Raw genomic sequence first — 19,482 nt, 5'->3', positions numbered from 1 at the left:
GATGGATGTTGATGATGCGGCCGGACATCTTCTGGCACATGGAGTCCGACAGGATCTGCATGTAGCGCGCCAGCACGATCAGCTCCGTGCCGGTCTGCTCGACCACGTCCATGATCCGCGCTTCCGCCTCCGGCTTGTTGGCCTTGGTCACCGGAATATGGTGGAAGGGAATGTCGTGATTGACGACGACCTTTTGGTATTCGAAGTGGTTGGAGACGACACCGACGATGTCGATCGGCAGCGCACCGATCTTCCAGCGGTACAGCAGGTCGTTCAGGCAATGGCCGAAGCGCGATACCATGAGCAGCACCTTCATGCGCTTCTTGGCATCATGGATCTCAGAGACCATCTCGAACTTGGTGGCGATCGGCTTGAAGCCTTCGACCAGTGCGGCGTCCGCAACACCCTCTTCGGAGATGAAGGAGACCCGCATGAAGAACATGCCGGTATCGAGATCGTCGAACTGGCTGGAGTCGACGATGTTGCAGCCCTGTTCGGCGAGATAGTTCGATATCGCCGCAACGATCCCGCGCGTCGATTTGCACGCAACTGTCAGTACATAGCTCTTCATGACGATCATCCTCCGTCGTCAACGGCCAACACCCGCAGCGGTGCCGAAGTCTCGCGCTCCGGCACGCTTGCTCGATCGGGCAGATCCCGGCTTCGCGCTCAGATGTCGAGCGTGCTGTCGCGTTCCCACTGCGTGAAATGCGAGCAGTAGGCGTTCCATTCCTGATGCTTGAGCTTCAGATATGCGGCGGAGAATTCCGAGCCGATCGCCTCTTTCAGGCCCTCATCCTCGTCGTAAGCCCGGAGCGCATCCAGCAGATTAAGCGGCAGTCTCGGCGCATTCTTCACAAGATGCCCCTCCGCATACATATCGATATTGTGATGCGGGCCGGGGTCAGCCTTGTTGCGAAGGCCATCGAGGCCCGCGGCGATGATGACCGCCTGAAGCAGATACGGGTTGACCGCACCATCCGGCAGACGCAGCTCAAAGCGGCCGGGACCAGGTACGCGCACCATATGGGTGCGGTTGTTGCCGGTCCAAGTCACGCTGTTCGGAGACCAGGTGGCACCCGATGTCGTGCGCGGCGCGTTGATGCGCTTGTAGGAATTGACCGTCGGATTGGTGATCGCTGCCAGCGACGAGGCGTGCTTCATGATGCCGCCGAGGAAATGGCGGCCTTCCGCCGAGAGGCCGAACTCGGCTTCCCTATCGGCAAAGACGTTCGTCCGGCCGTCATTGCTCCATACGGAGATGTGGCAGTGGCAGCCGTTACCCGTCAGGCCCTTGAAGGGTTTCGGCATGAAGGTCGCGCGCAATCCGTGCTTTTCGGCGACGGACTTGACCATGAATTTGAAGAAGGAATGCTTGTCCGCCGTCTTCAAGGCATCGTCGAACTCCCAGTTCATTTCGAACTGGCCGTTGGCGTCCTCATGGTCGTTCTGATAGGCGCCCCAACCGAGTTCCAGCATGTAGTCGCAGATCTCGGCGATCACGTCATAGCGACGCATGACGGCCTGCTGGTCATAGCATGGCTTTTCGGCGGTGTCGTATTCGTCGGAAATCTTCGAGCCGTCGGCGGTGATCAGGAAGAATTCGGCTTCGACGCCGGTCTTGACACGCTTGCCGGCGGCTTCCGCCTCCTTGACGAGCTTTTTCAGCACGTTGCGCGGCGCCTGGGAAACCAGCTGGCTTTCCATCATGCAATCGGCGGCGACCCAGGCAACATCCTTCTTCCATGGGAGCTGGATGACGGAGGACGGGTCGGGGACGGCAAAAAGGTCAGGATGGGCGGGCGTCATATCCAGCCAGGTCGCGAAGCCGGCAAAGCCTGCCCCGTCTTCCTGCATCCCTGTAATGGCCTGGGCCGGCACCAGTTTGGCGCGCTGCCCGGAAAAAAGATCTGTGTAGCTGATCATGAAATATTTGATGCCTTTGTCTTTCGCAAAAGCAGCAAGATCCAGTGTCATTCTCGTTCCCCTTTGGATTTTTTCGAGACACTTCGATATGCATGCAGCCGCCGGGCTCTTCGGCCCGATCGGAGTATTAATAGCCTCCCTTGCCCGGATACCAGTTCGTGCCGGCCAGCGGAATCTGCGCCATAGCTGCGGCCTCCATCGTCAGCGCGCACAAGTCTTCCGGTTCCAGATTATGCAGATGATTCTTGCCGCAGGCACGCGCAATCGTCTGAGCCTCAAGCGTCATCACCTTGAGATAATTGGCAAGCCGCCTGCCCGCCACGATTGGATCGAGGCGCTTCGAAAGCTCCGGGTCCTGCGTCGTGATGCCGGCGGGGTCCTTGCCCTCGTGCCAGTCGTCATAGGCACCGGCGGTTGTGCCGAGCTTCTGATATTCTTCCTCCCAGCGCGGATCGTTATCACCGATCGCAACCAGCGCCGCCGTGCCGATGGCAACCGCATCCGCACCAAGCGCCAGAGCCTTAGCCACATCGGCGCCGGAACGGATGCCGCCGGAGATGATCAGCTGCACCTTGCGATGCATGCCCAGATCCTGCAGCGCCTGGACCGCTGGACGAATGCAGGCGAGTGTCGGCATGCCGACATTTTCAATGAAAACGTCCTGCGTTGCGGCCGTCCCGCCCTGCATGCCGTCAAGAACGACGACATCGGCGCCGGCTTTCACGGCAAGAGCCGTATCGTAATAAGGGCGCGCACCGCCGACCTTGACGTAGATCGGCTTTTCCCAGTCGGTGATTTCGCGCAGCTCCATGATCTTGATTTCAAGATCGTCCGGCCCGGTCCAATCTGGATGACGGCAAGCCGAACGCTGATCGATACCCTTCGGCAGGTTGCGCATATTGGCGACGCGATCCGAAATCTTCTGGCCGAGCAGCATGCCGCCGCCGCCTGGCTTGGCACCCTGGCCCACGACAACCTCAATCGCGTCCGCGCGGCGCAGATCCTTCGGGTTCATACCGTAACGGGAGGGGAGATACTGATAGACGAGTGTCTGCGAATGGCCACGTTCCTCGTCGGTCATGCCGCCGTCGCCGGTCGTCGTGGACGTGCCGGCAATCGTGGCGCCGCGACCAAGAGCTTCCTTGGCATTACCCGACAAGGCGCCGAAGCTCATGCCAGCGATGGTGATCGGGGTCTTGAGCGTGATCGGCTTCTTGGCGAAACGGCTGCCGAGAACGACTGTGGTGTCGCATTTCTCACGATAGCCCTCGAGCGGATAGCGCGAGATCGAAGCGCCCAGGAAAAGCAGGTCGTCGAAATGGGGGACCTTGCGCTTGGTACCCGCGCCGCGGATATCATAAATCCCGGTCGCGGCCGCACGGCGGATCTCGGCCAGCGTGTTGTCGTCGAAGGTTGCGGATTTGCGCGGCGGCGTAAGCGGATTGTGATAGCTCATGGTGTCCCTTTCGCCTTAATACGCGTCGGCATTGTCGATGTTGAAATTGTAAAGCTTGCGCGCCGATCCATAGCGCTTGAACTCTTCCGGCCTGACGTCCTTGACGCCGGCCTTCTCCAAAAGCTCGGCAAGCTTGGCGATGTGCTCGGCGCGCATCTCCTTCTCGATGCAATCCGAGCCAAGGCTTTTCACAGAGCCGCGAACGAAGAGCTTCGCTTCATAAAGACTGTCGCCAAGAGCATCGCCGGCATCGCCAAGCACGACCAGATGGCCTGATTGTCCCATGAAGGCGGACATATGGCCTATATTGCCGTGAACGACGATATCGATGCCCTTCATCGAGATACCGCAACGCGATGCCGCATTGCCCTTGATAACCAGCAGGCCGCCCTGGCCGGTCGCACCGGCATACTGGCTCGCATCGCCTTCGATGACGACAGTGCCAGACATCATGTTTTCCGCGACCCCCGGACCAGCCGAGCCGTGGACCGTCACCGATCCGCCGTCATTCATGCCGGCGCAATAATATCCGACCGATCCCCGGATATCGACGGTAACGGGACTGTCGATGCCGACCGCGACGGCATGATGACCGCGAGGATTGACGACTTCGAAAGCCGTATCGTTGGTGCCGGCCGCAAGGCTGTGAAGCATGCTGTTAAATTCGCGCAGCGAAGTAACGGATAGATCGAAAACTGGCATGAAGATACTTTCTCGATTGCACCAGGGCTGAACTAGGCGGCCTTTTCGTGATCCCAGAAATAGACGGTAGCCGGCTCCGGCTCCCAGATACGGGCATTTTCGATACCCGGCAGGCTAACCAGCGCGCGATATTCGGAGCCGAAGGCGACATACTGATCGGTTTCGGCCATGACGGCGGGCTTGCAGGCGATCGGGTCGCGTACGACGCCGAAACCGGACTTCGTGCCGACAACGAAGGTGAAGAAGCCGTCGAGGTCGCTGAGAGCGCCGGTCAAAGCTTCACCGAGATCCTTGCCCTTGGCCATCTCGGCCGTAAGATAAGCGGCCGCGACTTCGGAGTCGTTCTGCGTTTCGAAAGTCATCCCTTCCCGAACGAGTTCGCGGCGAAGATTGTTGTGGTTCGACAGCGAGCCATTATGGACGAGGCACTGGTCGGCGCCGGTCGAGAACGGGTGCGCGCCGAGCGTGGTCACGGCGGATTCTGTCGCCATGCGGGTATGGCCGATGCCGTGTGTTCCGGACATGGATGTCACGCCAAAGCGGGAGATGACATCCTTCGGCAGACCCGTTTCCTTATAGATCTCGATGGCATCGCCGCTGCTCATGATCCGGACATCCGGCCGCAGCGACGCAATGGCCGCCCTGCCCTCGTCCAATTTTTCGCTTGCGAGCGTGATGACTGCGTGGGTGCTTTTGATCTCGACCGCAACAGCCGTATCCAGCGCACGCCGCAGATCAGACTCGAGTCCGTCGAAATCTTTCTTGGCGTTGGGAGATTGGATCGTGATCTTCGCGTTCTTGCCGTCGCCAGCACCATAGATCGCGATGCCAGCGCTATCAGGGCCGCGATCCGTCATCGTCACAAGCATGGAGGAGAGAAGCGAGCCGAGCTTCGGCTCAAGGCTTTTATCTTTCAGGAAGAGACCGACAATTCCGCACATGACCAGATACTCCATTTGCATCTGCAAAATGGCTATCAGGTCCATTTTTGATTTTCAACTGAAAAGAATATTTTTTTCTTTTAAGGCAAGTCAGTCGATTTTGCCGCGCTGTGGATAACTGATGATCGACAGATATTTGGCGGGCAATTTGACGAGCATTTCCGGACCGTGCGGGGCGTCCGCATCGAAGAAGAGGCTGTCGCCGGGCTGCATGTGATAAAGCTGATCCCCGTGGCGATAGACCACCTCACCTTCGACCATGTAGAGAAACTCCATTCCCTCATGCTGGAAAGTCGGAAACACATCCGAGTCAACCGTCAGCGTAATCAGATAGGGTTCGACAATGACGCCGCTGGAGTTGTTGTCGATATGACCGAGCAGATTGTACTGATGGCCGGCCCGCGTGCCGCGCCGCTCCAGTTCCACGCCTTGGCCGGCCTTGACGAAAACCGCGTTGCGCGGTTCCTCATAGCGGCGGAAGAAGGCGGTCAGCGGCACGCCAAGCGCGCGGGACAGAGATTGTAGCGTCGTCAGCGACGGCGATATGTTGCCGTTTTCGATCTTCGACAGCATGCCGAGCGAAATTCCGGTGGCGGCCGCGAGGTCGGTGACCGTAATGCCAAGCTTCTTGCGATAGGCACGAACCTCATGGCCGATCGCCATCTCGAGATTGTTTTCCTTCGGTTCGCGAACCGCGTGCGGATCCTGCGAAAAAGCCGACCGCGAGCTGTGCGGATGCTCCTCATTCGCGGCTTTGCTTGACTTGGTCTTCATTTACAATTCCTTGCGGCCATTCTTCACCGGCAGCATTCTATCTTCACGGTGAAATTTTCTCAACTGGGACGAAAACTAGGCTTGGCGCGTTGCGCTTGGCGCGACGCCGTGGAAGTTGCGATAGGCCCGCGAGAAGTGCGCGCCGCTGGAAAAGCCGGTGGCAACGGCGATTTCTGAAATGGATAGCGGGCTCTGCTCGAGCAGACGCTTGGCATGCTGCAGCCTGATGCGGCGATACTGATCGAGAAAGGTTGAAGCCAGATGCGCTGAAAACAATCGGTCGAGATGGCGCGGCGTGATGCCGGCGATGCGGGCCATGGCGGCCCGCCCCAGCGGCATCTCGATCGTCTCTTCCATTTTTTCCAGCACGCTCAGCAAGCCTGGGTGATGGACGCCATAGCGCTCGGCGAGTGAACCTCGTTGGGGAGCGGCTGGTTCACCGACTTCCGTGTGCAGATACCAATCGCTGACGCGGCGGGCAAAATCCGGCCCCATGCGCTCGGAAATCAGCGCATGCATCATATCAAGCGGCGCGATGCCACCGCCGCAGGTGATGCGATTGCCATCGACCACGAAGCGCGCCTGACGCGGCGACAGCGTCGGAAACGACTCCAGCAATGCCGGAGCATGTTCCCAATGAATGGTGAAGTCGCGATCTTCCAAAAGACCGGCGGCGGCGAGCAGATAGGGGCCGCCGGATATGCCGCCGATGCGGACACCCTCGCGGGCCAGTTGCCTGAGACAGGCGAGTACAGTCGGATAGTGCCAGTCACGCGGCGACCCACCTGCACAGACGAATACAGTTCCGAGCCCCGCCCCGCGGCCCGGAAGTGCTGTGGCAGGGACAGGCACGCCACCCGAGGAGAGAGCCGGCGTACCGTCTGGTGAAAACGTCGATAGCCGATAAATTTCTCGGCCAGCCAAAAGATTGGCGGCGCGAAGCGGTTCGCTCGCCGACGCATAGGACATCAGCGCGAAACCCGGAATCAGGATGAGGCCGATATGCTGCACGTTTTTTGGATCGATCGAAACCATGTCTCTTTTTTATCGAAATATGTCCTGATTATGCAAGTCGGCAAATATCGTTCTGCCATCATGGTGGCAATTCCACCTGGATGAATCCATGCGCTATTCCGCTCTCTCCATTTTTCTCAACGGGCTTCGCGGCAATGCCAATTGGGCGCCCGCCTGGCGTCAGCCCGAACCCAAGCCGCATTATGATGTCATCATCGTCGGAGGCGGCGGCCACGGACTGGCAACCGCCTATTATCTTGCCAAGACCTTCGGCATCACCAATGTCGCCGTGTTGGAAAAGAGTTATCTGGGCTCGGGCAATATCGGTCGCAATACAACGATCATCCGCTCGAACTATCTCTTGCCCGGCAACAACCCATTCTACGAGTTGTCGATGAAGCTCTGGGAAGGGCTGGAGCAAGATTTCAATTTCAATGCGATGGTATCGCAACGCGGCGTGATCAATCTCTTTCACTCCGACGCACAGCGCGATGCCTATACGAGACGCGGCAACGCCATGCGTCTGCACGGCGTCGATGCGGAATTTCTCGATCGGGAAGCCGTTCGCCAAAAGCTGCCTTTTCTGGATTTCGACAATGCCCGCTTTCCCATCATGGGCGGCCTGTTGCAGCCGCGCGGTGGAACGGTCCGCCACGATGCGGTTGCCTGGGGCTATGCGCGCGGCGCCGATAGCCGTGGCGTCGATATCATCACCGGCTGCGAGGTCACCGGCATTCGCAGCGAGAATGGCCGAGTCACAGGCGTTGAAACGACGAAGGGCTTTATCGGCTGCGGCAAGCTGGCTTTGGCCGCAGCCGGCAACTCCACCGTCGTCGCCGATATGGCAGGCCTTCGCCTCCCGATCGAAAGCCATGTGCTGCAGGCCTTCGTCTCCGAGGGTTTGAAGCCGTTCATCGATTGTGTCGTCACCTTCGGAGCAGGCCACTTCTACGTCTCGCAATCGGACAAGGGCGGCCTCGTCTTCGGCGGCGACATCGATGGCTACAACTCCTATGCGCAGCGAGGCAACCTGGCGACGGTCGAGCATGTCGCCGAAGCCGGCGTTGCCCTGATCCCGTCCCTGACGCACGTACGCTATCTGCGCACCTGGGGTGGCGTCATGGACATGAGCATGGATGGCTCGCCAATCATCGATCGCACACATATCGACAATCTCTACCTGAACGCCGGCTGGTGCTACGGCGGCTTCAAGGCCACGCCGGCTTCCGGCTATTGCTATGCCCATCTGATCGCGCGCAACGAACCGCACGAAACGGCGACGCAACTGCGGCTCGATCGATTCCGGCGCGGCTATCAGATCGATGAAAAAGGCGTCGGCTCACAGCCGAATCTGCATTGAGGACTTAACGAGATGGCAAGCCTGATTTCCTGCCCTCACTGCGGCGCTCGCCCGAAAGAGGAATTCACCATCAAGGGTGACGCGAACCTTGCGCGTCCGGCGCCGGATGCCGGTTCCGATGCGTGGTTCGACTATGTCTATATTCGCGACAACCCGAAGGGGACGCACAAGGAATATTGGCACCACTCCTCCGGCTGCCGTCGCTGGCTGATCGTGGAGCGCGATACGGTCACACACAAGGTGCATGGCGTCAGCGACGCCGCACTTGCCAAACTCGGAGATCGGGCATGAGCAGCTATCGCCTTTCTTCCGGTGGCCGCATCGATCGTGCGAAAAACATCAGCTTCAGTTTTGATGGGACGGACTTGCAGGGGCATCCAGGCGACACACTTGCCTCGGCCCTGCTGGCCAATGGCATCCAGCTTGTCGGCCGCAGCTTTAAATATCACCGCCCGCGCGGGATTTTGACGGCAGGAGCCGCTGAACCCAATGCACTAGTCACCACAGGCTCAGGCGGGCGAACGGAAGCTAACAGTCGTGCCACAGTCATCGAGCTCTACGAGGGGCTGGCTGCGCGCAGCCAGAACCGTTGGCCATCGCTGGGCTTCGACATCGGTGCGGTGAACAGTCTGCTCTCTCCCTTCCTGAGCGCTGGCTTTTACTACAAGACCTTCATGTGGCCGGCCGCCTTTTGGGAAAAAGTCTACGAGCCGTTCATCCGCAAGGCTGCCGGCCTTGGTAAGGCCTCCTATGAGCCCGATCCAGATTCCTACGAGAAATGCTGGGCGCATTGCGACCTGTTGGTCATCGGCTCGGGCCCGGCTGGCCTTGCCGCTGCGCTAACGGCAGGACGAGCCGGCGCGCGCGTTCTTCTGGTCGATGAGAGCTTTGTGCTTGGAGGCAGCCTGCTTGTCGAGGGCAAGTCCCCGATCGGTGATATATTCGCGGAAATCGAAAGTCTGCCGAATGTTCAATGCTTGCCACGCACGACCGCAATCGGTTGGTATGATGACAACGTGTTCGGCGCTGTCGAGCGCGTGCAAAAGCATATAAGCGCACCGGACGTTCACCAGCCGGTCGAACGGCTTTGGCGCATCATCGCCAAGCGAGCCATTCTCGCCACAGGTGCCGAAGAGCGGCCGCTGGTCTTTGGCGGCAATGACATTCCCGGGGTCATGATGGCTGGCGCGATGCGCAGCTATCTGAACCGTCAGGCTGTCGCGCCCGGCCGCCGAGCCGTTGTGTTCACCACAAACCAGTCCGGCTATCAGACGGCTTCGGATCTGGAAGCCGCCGGTGTTGAAATCGCCGCGATCGTCGATAGCCGCGCCGATAGCAGGGATACCTGGAACGGCAAGGCTCGGGTGCTAAAGGGCGCACGCGTCGTTGACGCGCACGGCGGCAAACAACTTCGCGGCGTAACCATCGCAACGCCCTCGGGCGTGCAACGGATCGAAGCCGATGCGCTTGCCATGTCCGGCGGCTGGAGCCCGATCATCCACCTCGCCTGTCATCGTGGCGCAAGACCGGTCTGGTCCGGAAGACACGCGGCATTCCTTGCTCCGGAAAGACAAGAGGGCTTGTATCTCGCGGGCTCCGCAACTGGCCTCGCATCCGTCGAAGCTTGCCTCGGTGACGGCGCTGCCAAAGCGGTCGAAGCGCTGCAGGAGATCGGCTTTGCAAAGACTGCACCGGCCTTTCCGCCTTCGGAGGACGCCGAGATCGCAGCCTCGCCGCTCTGGTCCATCAAGGGCGGCAAGGGCAAAGCCTTCGTCGATTATCAAAACGACGTCCATCTGAAAGATCTCGGCCTTGCCGTGCGCGAGGGCTACGGTCATGTCGAACTCGCCAAACGCTATACGACGAACGGCATGGCGACCGATCAGGGTAAGCTCTCGAATATCAATGCCATCGGCATTCTCGCCGAGGCGCGTGGCGTTTCACCTGCGGACGTCGGCACGACCACATTCAGACCCTTCTATACGCCCGTCTCCTTTGGAGCCCTTACAGGTACGTCGCGCGGCAAGCACTTCCAACCCGCCCGCAAATCACCCTTGCACAATTGGGCGAAGAAGAATGGTGCGACGTTTGTCGAAACCGGGCTCTGGTATCGCTCTTCCTGGTTCCCGCGTGCGGGCGAGAAGACCTGGCGAGACAGTGTCGACCGCGAAGTGCTGAACATCCGCGCGAATGCCGGCATCTGCGATGTCTCGACGCTCGGCAAGATCGAGATCTTCGGCAAGGACGCCGCCGCCTTCCTCGATCGCATCTATTGCAACGGTTTCGCCAAGCTTGCAGTCAGCAAGGCCCGCTATGGCATCATGCTGCGTGAAGACGGCTTGATCTACGATGACGGCACGACCAGCCGCCTGAGCAACGATCATTTCTTCATGACCACGACGACGGCGCTGGCCGCCGGCGTTCTCACGCACCTGGAATTCTGCGCACAGACGCTCTGGCCGGAGCTCGAAGTCTACTTCGCCTCATCGACGGACCAATGGGCACAGATGGCGGTTGCAGGGCCGAAATCGCGAGCCATTCTTGCCGAGATCGTCGATGAGGATATTTCGGATGCCGCTTTCCCCTTCATGAGCGCACGTGCGGTCACGCTCTTCGGCGGCAAGCTTGAAGGCAGGCTCTTCCGCATCTCGTTTTCGGGCGAGCTTGCCTATGAACTCGGCGTTCCCGCCGCCTACGGCGAAGCGGTTGCCGACGCCATCATGCAGGCTGGCCAGAAGCACGATATCTGCCCCTATGGTGCGGAAGCCCTAGGCGTCATGCGCATCGAAAAAGGCCATGTGACACACGCCGAAATCAACGGCACGGTTACCCCGGGCGATCTCGGCTTTGCCCGCATGGTGTCCTCGACCAAAGCCGACTTCATTGGCAAGGCGATGTTAGCCCGCGAAGGCCTTCAGGCAGCCGACCGCCCTCGCCTGGTCGGCGTCAAGCCGCTCGATCCGGCAACGAGCTTTCGCACGGGGGCACATATCTTGGCGGACGGTGCGGCCGCAACGCTGGAGAACGATCAGGGCTACGTCACCTCAAGCGCCTTTTCTCCGAGCCTTGGACATACGATTGGCCTGGCATTGGTCAAGCATGGGCCAGAACGGATCGGGGAAAAGGTTCTTATCTGGAACGGCTTGCGCAACGAATTTACCGAGGGGCAGCTCTGCAGCCCGGTCTTCATCGATCCTGAAAACGAGAAGCTTCATGCCTGATCTTCCCGAAAGAAAGTCTGTCCTTGGCGGTAAGCCACAGCTGAGGGGTTCGGCCATTCGGCTCGAAGCTCTGCCGGAGGGGCATCTGCTGCATATCATGGGCGCCCTGACGACCGATGGTCTCAAAGCGCATCTTTCCGCCGTCGGCCTTAACGATAGTTCTGTGCGGACGGCCGGATATAGACAATGGTTCGTCGCCGGCGACGAGACGCTTTCGAACGCGCAGGTTCGCGACCTCGTCAAGACACTGGCCGGCGGTGCATTCGTCTCCGATCAGAGCCACGGTCGTATTCGTATCGGTGTCTCCGGCACCCTTGCCGCCAACCTCCTGAGCAAAGGCACGGCAGTCGATCTTCACTCCTCTGCATTTCCGGAGGGGCAAGCAGCAATGACCCTTTTCGGGCACATATCGATCCAGCTGGCGCGTGTCGGCGCTGAGCAATTCGAGCTAACGGTGCTGCGCAGCTTTGCAGAAGCGCTCTATGAAGAGCTGGAAGAACTGGCTTTGTCGCTTGGCGCCTCACCCGGGGTATCCTGAACCGCGGTCATTCGACGCGAGGCGCCTTCCCCAACTCGGCGTCACGCGCCGATGGCCGTCTTCAGCAGCTTGTCGGCCGCCAGTTTGAGGCACGTCTCGAACGCAGTCAGGTCGAGAAACAACCGATCCGGCGGCACTTCCTGTGTGATGATGACGCCGCCCCGCGCTGCGATCCCGCCGTCCAGCATCAGATTGTCGGTCATATCGAAATTTTCGAGAGACAATCCGTCAGGGCCACGATGGCGGCCATCCTCACCGAGATGGATCTGTCCGCGATGGAGATCGCTTACCCGCTCGAAATGATTTCGGCTGATGTTCGAAAAAGCGAAGGCTGGGCAGCCGCGGGCGCACATGAAGCCCAGTTCAAACACAGTGCCGACATCGGCTGAGACGCCGCGAAAGGGCGTCAGATTGGCAATGATCAGATCGGCGCTTGTCATCAGCAATTCATTGATGGCGCTGATGGCCACTCCGCGCTCGCGCCTCGTTTCCGTATCCGGCACGGCAAGATCCCCCGGCGATACCGGCGTAAAGCCATAGCGCTTCGCCATTGCGATCTTGCGGTCCAGAGCTTCTCTTGCGTTGGGAAGGAATACCTCCGGGCCTGCCAGATAGACTTTCAATGCCATGCCTCTTCGACAACATGTTGCACCACGGAAGCCGCGGAACCATATGAGGCATATGAACGATTCAACGCTCGCGCGCCACAGCGGAATGCTTAGCCTACAAAATTGCAAAACGGCGATGTGTACGGTTTCCGCTATGTGGCAACGCGCGTATATTTGTGTCTGGACACAAGGCGCTGAGAAAGCCGAGCGCCGGCCGAGACATTTGTGGGGTAAATGACATGCATTCTTCCATTGAGGCAATGACCGGCTCGCACGACGACGATCACGGCATCTGGCCCACCAAGCAGAGCAAGATCCTTGATTGGCTGATGAACGATGTTCGAGAACAACGCTTCATCGACAATATTCTCGTGGAGCTATGCGAGAAGATGAGGGCGGCCGGAATTCCGATTGCGCGATCGACCATGCATTTCAGAACCCTGCACCCCCAATGGCTCGGCGCGCGCATCCTATGGCGCACCGGCATGAAGGAAGCCGATATCGCCACCTTTAGTTATGGGGTCGAGAACACGCCGCAGTTTCTGGCAAGTCCCATCAATGAAATTTTCAACGGCGCGCTCGAGGTGCGGCAGGATCTTGAAGTATTCGACAAGAACCAGCTGCATTATCCTCTCTACCGCGAAATGCGTGCGGAAGGGCTGACGGATTACATAGCCTGGCCGATCTACCACACGCTTGGCAAGCGCCACATCGCCACGTTTGCTTCCGACGCGCCGGGGGGATTCAAGGAAGAGCACATTACGTTTCTGCGGGATCTACTGCCCGCTTTGACGATGGTGACGGAAATCCGCTTGAAGAACATCATGGCGCGCACGCTTCTGCGCACCTATGTCGGCCCTCACGCCAGCGAACAGATCCTTGCCGGTGCTACGACGCGCGGCAGCGGCGCGACGGTCGGCGCTGCCATTCTGATCTGCGATCTCCGCGACTTCACGACAATCTCCGACATGTGGCCCCGCGATGACGTGATCGAGCTGCTCAACGGCTATTTCGATGCCATGGTCGAGCCTATCGAAAAACATGGCGGCGAAATCCTGAAATTCATGGGTGACGGCCTTCTGGCGATCTTCCCGCTCAGCGATCCCAATGCCTGCCACAACCTTCTCGTCTCGATCAGCGAAGCGCAGGCCGCCGTTTCGGCATTGAACGAGGAGAACCGCAAGCTTGGCCGCGAGGTGCTTCGCTACGGCGTCGGAGTTCATGTCGGCGATGTGATGTACGGCAACATCGGTTCGCGCACGCGCCTAGACTTCACCGTGATCGGCCCGGCTGTGAACATCGCCTCACGGCTGGAAACGCTGACGAAGGAAGTGAAGCGGCCGGTTCTTCTATCGAAAGCATTTGTGGAAATGGCCGGTTGCCAGCGCGACATGGAAAGCCTTGGCGCCTTCCCGCTCAAGGGGCTTGGTGAACCTGTCGACGTCTTTGCTTTTACCGCCAAAGAGAAGATGCTGGAAAACGCGTGATCGGCAAAAGTGCCGGATTCCTCGCTATCGCGCTGCCGATTTGATCCGGCGCGATTCAGTCGGTTGCAAATCGTGAAAGCGCAAGGACTGCTTCTATCCAAGCAGCTCCCTATATTGTGAGAAGGATCATGACGATGTCGGCCTTATTTTTGGGATCGTTCTGCGATTACAAGCGTTAAGTAAGGGTTGATTCCATCGGCTCGACCGAAGGGTGCCCGCCACCCATAAATACTCTGACAAGGAGAAAACAGATGAGAAAAGTTCTGACACTGGCGTTTTCAGCCGCATCGTTGATTGTCGCCGGCACTGCGGTGGCACGCGCGGCTGATATGCCGACCAACTATCGCGAGGAGGAACCGGATCAGCGCAACGGCGTCAAGATCGGTTATATCGATTGCGAAATCGGCGGCGGTGTCGGCTATGTGCTCGGATCAGCCAAGGAGATGGATTGCACCTTTCATTCGACAGTTGGTCGCGAGCGTGTTGATCATTACACCGGCGCCATCCGTAAGATGGGCGTCGATCTCGGCTTCACCACGCGCAGCCGGCTCATCTGGGCTGTCTTTGCGCCGACAGCCGGCTATCATCATGGCTCTCTGAGCGGCCTCTATCAGGGCGCCACCGTTGAAGCCACGCTTGGTGCGGGTGTCGGCACGAACATCCTCGTCGGCGGTACGGCCGGCTCCATTCACCTTCAGACCGTCAGCGTCACGGGCCAACTCGGCCTTAACCTTGCTGCGACCGGCACTTCGGTCACGCTGACCTCGGCCGAGTGAGTTTCATAACGCGCGGTCATCGCGCGTCATTATCGGGCCGCTCCGCGACAATCGGGGCGGCCTTTTTTATGTATCGATATCAGCCGCACAAAATCGATTCACGACACAGATTTCGGCCGCTATAGCTATCAACGCCAGGTCGAAACCATACCGGAGTCAAACCACATGACCGATACCGTCACCGATCGCTTCCTTCGCTATGTTGTCGTCGACACCCAATCCGATCCCACGTCGACGACTCAGCCATCAACGGAGAAGCAGAAGAATCTCGGGCGGATCCTTGTCGATGAACTGCTGGCGATCGGCCTTCCAGACGCGCATCTCGATGAACACGGCTATGTCTACGCGACCATTCCGTCGAATGTCGACAAACCGGTTCCGGTGATCTGTTTTTGCTCCCACATGGACACCGCTCCGGATTTCACCGGAACGAACGTGAAACCGCAGATGCTCAGAGATTATCGCGGCGGCGATATCCGGCTTGCGGGCGATCCGCAGCAGGTCATTCGCGTCGACGAGCACCCTGCCCTTCGCGATCAGATCGGCAATGACATCATCACCTCGGACGGTACGACATTGCTCGGTGCCGACGACAAGGCCGGCCTTGCTGAGATCGTGACCGCTGCTCAGTATCTGATCGACAATCCGGATATCCGTCACGGCACCATCAAGCTCCTCTTCACAACGGACGAAGAGATCGGACGTGGCGTCGACAAGATGGATTTGAAGAAGCTCGGAGCGGAATTCGCCTATACGGTAGACGGAGAAACGGCCGGCCACATCGAAGACGAAACGTTTTCAGCTGACGGTGTCGAGATCGTCATTCAGGGCGTCGCGATCCATCCAGGCTTCGCCTTCGACAAGATGGAAAATGCCATCAAGATTGCCGGGGCGATCATCGACAGGCTTCCGAAAGACATCGCGCCGGAAACAACGGCGGGCCGTGAAGGCTTCATCCATCCCACCGGCGTCAGCGCTTCTATGGAAAAAGCGACACTCGGTCTTATTATCCGCGATTTCGATGAAACCGGCCTTGCTGACAAGGAGCACATGCTCGAGCAGATCGTGAAGGACGTCATGACGGCCTATCCCGGGTCCTCCTATAGTTTCACGGTCAAGCACCAGTATCGCAACATGAAGACGGTCCTCGATCGCCATCCGCAGATTGTCGAGTTTGCAGTCGAAGCGATCGGCCGGGCCGGTATGACGCCGGTGCGCGGCAGTATTCGTGGCGGTACCGACGGCTCTAGACTGTCATTCATGGGGCTACCATGCGCGAACCTCTTTGCGGGCGGCCACGCATTTCATTCGCCTCTAGAATGGGTCAGCCGACAAGACATGGAGAAGTCAGTCAAAACACTCGTTGAACTGGCGAAGATCTGGGCGGAGCGGTCTTGACCGCCGCGCTCTCAGAATAAAATTCGACTGAAATACTCAGGCATAATAACCCTGCCCCAAAATGAGGCAGGGTTATCATTGGTTAGCCAGTGGCGTTTTGATTCTGCAAGGCATGCGTGAAAATTGTTATTGCAGCATTACTAAATTAGACTATTCTATAAATTAGTCTTGGGAGGACTGGACAGTAAGACACGCCCTTTCGTTCCATCTCTACGGTGCGCGCGCTCCGATTATCAGAAACAGGCTTTTAAACAGCCGAACTGAAACGGAGTTAAGTCATGAAAGTACTATCTTCACGGATGGCTCTTGCCGCTTCCGCCTTTCTTTTATTGGCTTCGACAGCTTATGCAGAACCGGGCGGCGGTAACGATCACGGCGGCGGCCGGTCTGGCAGCGGCAGTGGTGGACTGGGTGCGGGTCTGGGTGTCTCTATCGGCGGTATCAATGCGGGTCTCGGCGCAGGCCTTGGTTCCAACGGTCTCAACGCAGGCGTCGGCGCATCTGTCGGCGGCGCGAACGGCGTCAATGCCGGTGTTGGCGCCTCCGTATCCGGCACGAGCGGCGTGAACGCCGGGGTCGGTGCGTCGGTCGGGGGTTCCAATGGCGTCAATGCTGGCGTCGGCGCATCCGCCAACAGCGGTGGCGTGAACGCGGGCCTCGGCGCCTCAGTCGGCGGCTCGGGCGGCGTCAATGCTGGTGTTGGCGCCTCCGTCGGTGGATCCGGCGTTGGCGTCGGTGTAGGGGTCGGCGTCGGCTCAGGTGGAAGCAGCGGCGGCGGAACCGGTGGTTCTGGCGGCACAGGCGGCAGCGGTACCAATGGTGGCGGCATCAGCACCGCAGGCGGTGGCACTGGCGGACTCGGATTGGGGTCCGGAAGCTCGCGGACCGGCAACAACAATACTCGTTCGGCAACTCGAACGCTGGCCGCCTTCCACACCATGTCGAGTGCGGAACAGCGCCGTATGCTCATCGCTTGTCGTCAGGTCTCTGCCTCAGGCAGCTTCGACTCCGGCCTTGTAAGCCTCTGCAAGCTCCTGCGCAGCACAGCCAGCGCCGGCGGCTTGTAAGCCACGCGCAGGTGCCGTTCCTCCACGGTACCTGCGTCGCTCCCTCAAGACCTAGAGCGGTTCAGCTTTTCACGGAATCCCCGAACTCGCTCTATCTCTTTGTTTTCGCGCAATTCCGGACGGAAAACCGCTGCTCACTTTTTCTGGAATTACTCCAAGCACCCGTTGCCCCTTCGATATGGCGACGGGTGTTCGAAACTGGGGCGGCAGCTTACCAATCAAGGCGGGCAACGCTATCGATGGCCTGCCGGCTGCGGCGAAGCATGATGCCAGGCGCGTCAACCGCCCGGATCAACAGATGCCGGGCACCCGCAAGCGGCCGAAATCCATCCCTTTCCTCGACGACTGGCGGCGGATCCCCGGCAACCAGCATCGGTTCCTGCGGCGTGCTTTCGACACCTCCGGCAATCATCGGATCTCGCGTCTCGCATTGTGGCAGGCAGCGATTGAAGAGTTCAACGCTGCCGGCGTCGGCAACCTTGGGCTTCTCGGCTTCGGCGCGCATCGCGACATGTTTCGCAGGAGGCGCAATCTTGGCGGAGGCTAAAGGCGACGGCGTCGGGATCGGCACGGACAGCATTTGCCCAGCCGGACTCGCATCTACCGCGACCTGCAGCTGGTTGCTCACAGGTCGGTCCAACGGTTTCGCCTGGCTGACGGCGATACGGCCGCCGTCATCGAAGAACCGCATCGCACGCTCCGTCGGCGCGGTCTCCACGATCATGTAGAGAGCACCGACCACCGTGCCGCAAACAGCAAGCCCGGAACCGAGCCTGCGGGTCATTTCGTTTTGGCCATTCCACCATCTCACAGGCTGCGTATCCATCGACCGCTCCTTTGAACAAAATCACGAACAGCGATTTTGAAGAGAACTGTGGCGCGGCTTTTACCGAAAGATGGCCAATTGCGGACCTTTTGCAAAGAAATGTTGATGGCGTGTGCTTGTTCATCGGCGGGGCTTCAACGTTCTGGGGAACGGCGCCGCTCCCGCGACGGGATATGAGAGCGACGGGCGAGTACATTGGCGGCCGAGATGCTGCGACATATTCGCAAAGACTGCACAAACGCACGCTTGTATCAGACGGGACGCATTAAGCTTGATCCTTAAAGTTAACGCGGTCATCAACAAGACAAACGGATATTTTTATGCTTCTATCATACTGTGGCCAGGGGGCGGCTCCACGATTCCTTTGTTGTCTTCAGGGCGAGAATTACGGCGCGCATGGTATTCACGGCAAAAGAGCTTGGCCAAAACGAGAATTTTCTTTCAGCTATATTACATAGCGCACATGAACTGATGGCGATCTATAGCGACAATCCTCGCATCGCTTCGATCATGGCGGCGCAACAAAGGTGGCTCCTCGCACATGCGGGCTTTTCGCTATCGCTCGGTTATCCGGACGAGCCGGCCCCGGGGCTCTACAGTGGCCGCTTCATCGATTTCGCCGTCAAACACGGCATCGCCAGCCGCAATACGGCCGCTGCCTTCCTGAAGGAAATGCTGGCCTATAAATTTATTCAGCCCGTTGCGCGCAGTTCGGATCGCCGCATCACGCTGCTCGAACCATCCGCTCTGACGCGCGAATACATGATGCGTTGGATCCATACGCATCTGATCGTTCTCGATACACTCGACGGCGGCGATCGCATGGCCAAGATCGCGCTCGATCCAGACGTCATCTGGCGCATGCACCCGATCATCGCCAAGCGCATCATGGATAGCGAAATCCTTCGCAATCCCGGCGTGACCTTCAGCCTGTTCAATTGGGCGACGTCGGGCGGAGCGGTCATGGACTATCTGATTTCGCGCATAACCTCGATCGACTTCACCGCTGACAAGGTACTGATCGGCCCGCTTTCCATGAAGTTGATGCAAAGCCAGTTCATGATTTCCAGAACTCATTTGAAGCGCCTGTTCAAGCGCGCAGCCGAATTCGGCAGTGTCGGTTGGGTGGGCGCACCTGGGAAGAGCAGCTTCTGGCTTTCACATACATTCGTATCGGAATACTGGAATTATCAGGCGGAAAAATACGCCATGATCGACGCCATGAGCCATGAGGTTCTCCATGCCGCCGCCGATATTCGGATGCCATCGAACGCGTTATTTCTGAGCTCATGATCGCCTGCGAGCGCCACAGACGCTATTCTATCGATGCATGGACCTTTCGGATCTGCGGTTTATACAACTAAAAGCGGTTCTTTTTGCAAGTGGAA

At 58.9% G+C, this 19,482-nt stretch carries 18 protein-coding genes; 9 read left to right on the top strand and 9 right to left on the bottom strand.

Annotated elements, in window-relative coordinates:
• From HGP17_RS14495 to HGP17_RS14465, 7 genes are all read right to left on the bottom strand, one after another.
• The coding region (locus tag HGP17_RS14495) for a formyltetrahydrofolate deformylase (protein WP_168810043.1) at positions 1-571 on the bottom strand (571 nt) is incomplete at its 3' end.
• Positions 572-669: 98 nt separating this feature from the next.
• Positions 670-1,977 carry a type III glutamate--ammonia ligase gene (glnT, locus tag HGP17_RS14490; RefSeq protein WP_168810041.1) on the bottom strand — a complete coding sequence of 436 codons (1,308 nt, stop codon included), beginning with the start codon at positions 1,975-1,977 and terminating at the stop codon, positions 670-672.
• A 76-nt stretch (positions 1,978-2,053) separates the two neighbouring features.
• The gene (locus HGP17_RS14485) at positions 2,054-3,382 is read right to left on the bottom strand and encodes an FMN-binding glutamate synthase family protein (RefSeq protein WP_168810039.1); all 1,329 of its coding nucleotides are present in this window, start codon (positions 3,380-3,382) and stop codon (positions 2,054-2,056) included.
• A 15-nt stretch (positions 3,383-3,397) separates the two neighbouring features.
• Positions 3,398-4,084 carry a GXGXG domain-containing protein gene (locus HGP17_RS14480; RefSeq protein WP_168810037.1) on the bottom strand — a complete coding sequence of 229 codons (687 nt, stop codon included), beginning with the start codon at positions 4,082-4,084 and terminating at the stop codon, positions 3,398-3,400.
• Positions 4,085-4,116: 32 nt separating this feature from the next.
• Positions 4,117-5,025: a glutamine amidotransferase family protein gene (locus HGP17_RS14475; RefSeq protein WP_168810094.1), complete on the bottom strand. Its 909-nt coding sequence runs from the start codon at positions 5,023-5,025 to the stop codon at positions 4,117-4,119.
• Positions 5,026-5,115: 90 nt separating this feature from the next.
• Positions 5,116-5,799 (bottom strand): helix-turn-helix domain-containing protein, encoded by a 684-nt coding sequence (locus HGP17_RS14470; RefSeq protein WP_168810035.1) that lies wholly within the window; start codon positions 5,797-5,799, stop codon positions 5,116-5,118.
• Positions 5,800-5,874: 75 nt separating this feature from the next.
• The gene (locus tag HGP17_RS14465) at positions 5,875-6,834 is read right to left on the bottom strand and encodes a GlxA family transcriptional regulator (RefSeq protein WP_168810033.1); all 960 of its coding nucleotides are present in this window, start codon (positions 6,832-6,834) and stop codon (positions 5,875-5,877) included.
• Between the two features lie 88 nt (positions 6,835-6,922).
• Here HGP17_RS14465 and HGP17_RS14460 point away from each other — a divergent pair, with 88 nt between their 5' ends.
• Genes HGP17_RS14460 through HGP17_RS14445 form a run of 4 tightly spaced genes read left to right on the top strand, consistent with a single transcriptional unit; the run spans position 6,923 to position 11,932 of the window.
• Positions 6,923-8,173 (top strand): sarcosine oxidase subunit beta family protein, encoded by a 1,251-nt coding sequence (locus HGP17_RS14460; RefSeq protein ID WP_168810031.1) that lies wholly within the window; start codon positions 6,923-6,925, stop codon positions 8,171-8,173.
• Positions 8,174-8,185: 12 nt separating this feature from the next.
• Entirely contained in the window at positions 8,186-8,464 is a 279-nt protein-coding gene (locus tag HGP17_RS14455; RefSeq protein WP_168810029.1) for a sarcosine oxidase subunit delta, read from the top strand.
• The gene (locus tag HGP17_RS14450) at positions 8,461-11,394 is read left to right on the top strand and encodes a sarcosine oxidase subunit alpha family protein (protein ID WP_168810026.1); all 2,934 of its coding nucleotides are present in this window, start codon (positions 8,461-8,463) and stop codon (positions 11,392-11,394) included. The genes HGP17_RS14455 and HGP17_RS14450 overlap by 4 nt, the downstream gene beginning before the upstream one ends.
• The gene (locus HGP17_RS14445) at positions 11,387-11,932 is read left to right on the top strand and encodes a sarcosine oxidase subunit gamma family protein (protein WP_168810024.1); all 546 of its coding nucleotides are present in this window, start codon (positions 11,387-11,389) and stop codon (positions 11,930-11,932) included. The genes HGP17_RS14450 and HGP17_RS14445 overlap by 8 nt, the downstream gene beginning before the upstream one ends.
• A gap of 41 nt (positions 11,933-11,973) precedes the next feature.
• Here HGP17_RS14445 and HGP17_RS14440 read toward each other — a convergent pair whose 3' ends face one another.
• Positions 11,974-12,561, bottom strand: coding sequence for a nucleoside 2-deoxyribosyltransferase (locus HGP17_RS14440; protein ID WP_205925965.1), 588 nt, complete (start codon positions 12,559-12,561; stop codon positions 11,974-11,976).
• Positions 12,562-12,779: 218 nt separating this feature from the next.
• Between HGP17_RS14440 and HGP17_RS14435 the strand changes: the two genes are divergently transcribed.
• The 4 genes from HGP17_RS14435 (at position 12,780) to HGP17_RS33930 (ending at position 17,268) form a co-directional block, all read left to right on the top strand.
• Positions 12,780-14,027 carry an adenylate/guanylate cyclase domain-containing protein gene (locus HGP17_RS14435; RefSeq protein WP_168810022.1) on the top strand — a complete coding sequence of 416 codons (1,248 nt, stop codon included), beginning with the start codon at positions 12,780-12,782 and terminating at the stop codon, positions 14,025-14,027.
• A 251-nt stretch (positions 14,028-14,278) separates the two neighbouring features.
• Positions 14,279-14,803: a DUF992 domain-containing protein gene (locus HGP17_RS14430; RefSeq protein ID WP_168810020.1), complete on the top strand. Its 525-nt coding sequence runs from the start codon at positions 14,279-14,281 to the stop codon at positions 14,801-14,803.
• A gap of 165 nt (positions 14,804-14,968) precedes the next feature.
• Complete coding sequence (pepT, locus tag HGP17_RS14425) at positions 14,969-16,201, top strand: peptidase T (RefSeq protein ID WP_168810018.1); 1,233 nt, start codon at positions 14,969-14,971, stop codon at positions 16,199-16,201.
• A 278-nt stretch (positions 16,202-16,479) separates the two neighbouring features.
• Entirely contained in the window at positions 16,480-17,268 is a 789-nt protein-coding gene (locus HGP17_RS33930) for a hypothetical protein (RefSeq protein WP_168810016.1), read from the top strand.
• 211 nt (positions 17,269-17,479) lie between these two features.
• Here HGP17_RS33930 and HGP17_RS14415 read toward each other — a convergent pair whose 3' ends face one another.
• Positions 17,480-18,094 carry a hypothetical protein gene (locus HGP17_RS14415; RefSeq protein ID WP_168810014.1) on the bottom strand — a complete coding sequence of 205 codons (615 nt, stop codon included), beginning with the start codon at positions 18,092-18,094 and terminating at the stop codon, positions 17,480-17,482.
• 396 nt (positions 18,095-18,490) lie between these two features.
• Here HGP17_RS14415 and HGP17_RS14410 point away from each other — a divergent pair, with 396 nt between their 5' ends.
• Positions 18,491-19,387 (top strand): hypothetical protein, encoded by an 897-nt coding sequence (locus HGP17_RS14410; protein ID WP_168810012.1) that lies wholly within the window; start codon positions 18,491-18,493, stop codon positions 19,385-19,387.
• Positions 19,388-19,482 lie beyond the last annotated feature (95 nt).

Source organism: Rhizobium sp. P38BS-XIX (assembly GCF_012641435.1).
Taxonomy (GTDB): Bacteria; Pseudomonadota; Alphaproteobacteria; order Rhizobiales; family Rhizobiaceae; genus Rhizobium.
The sequence above is the reverse complement of the archived record's forward strand: the minus strand, read 5'-3'. Positions and strand labels throughout refer to the sequence as shown.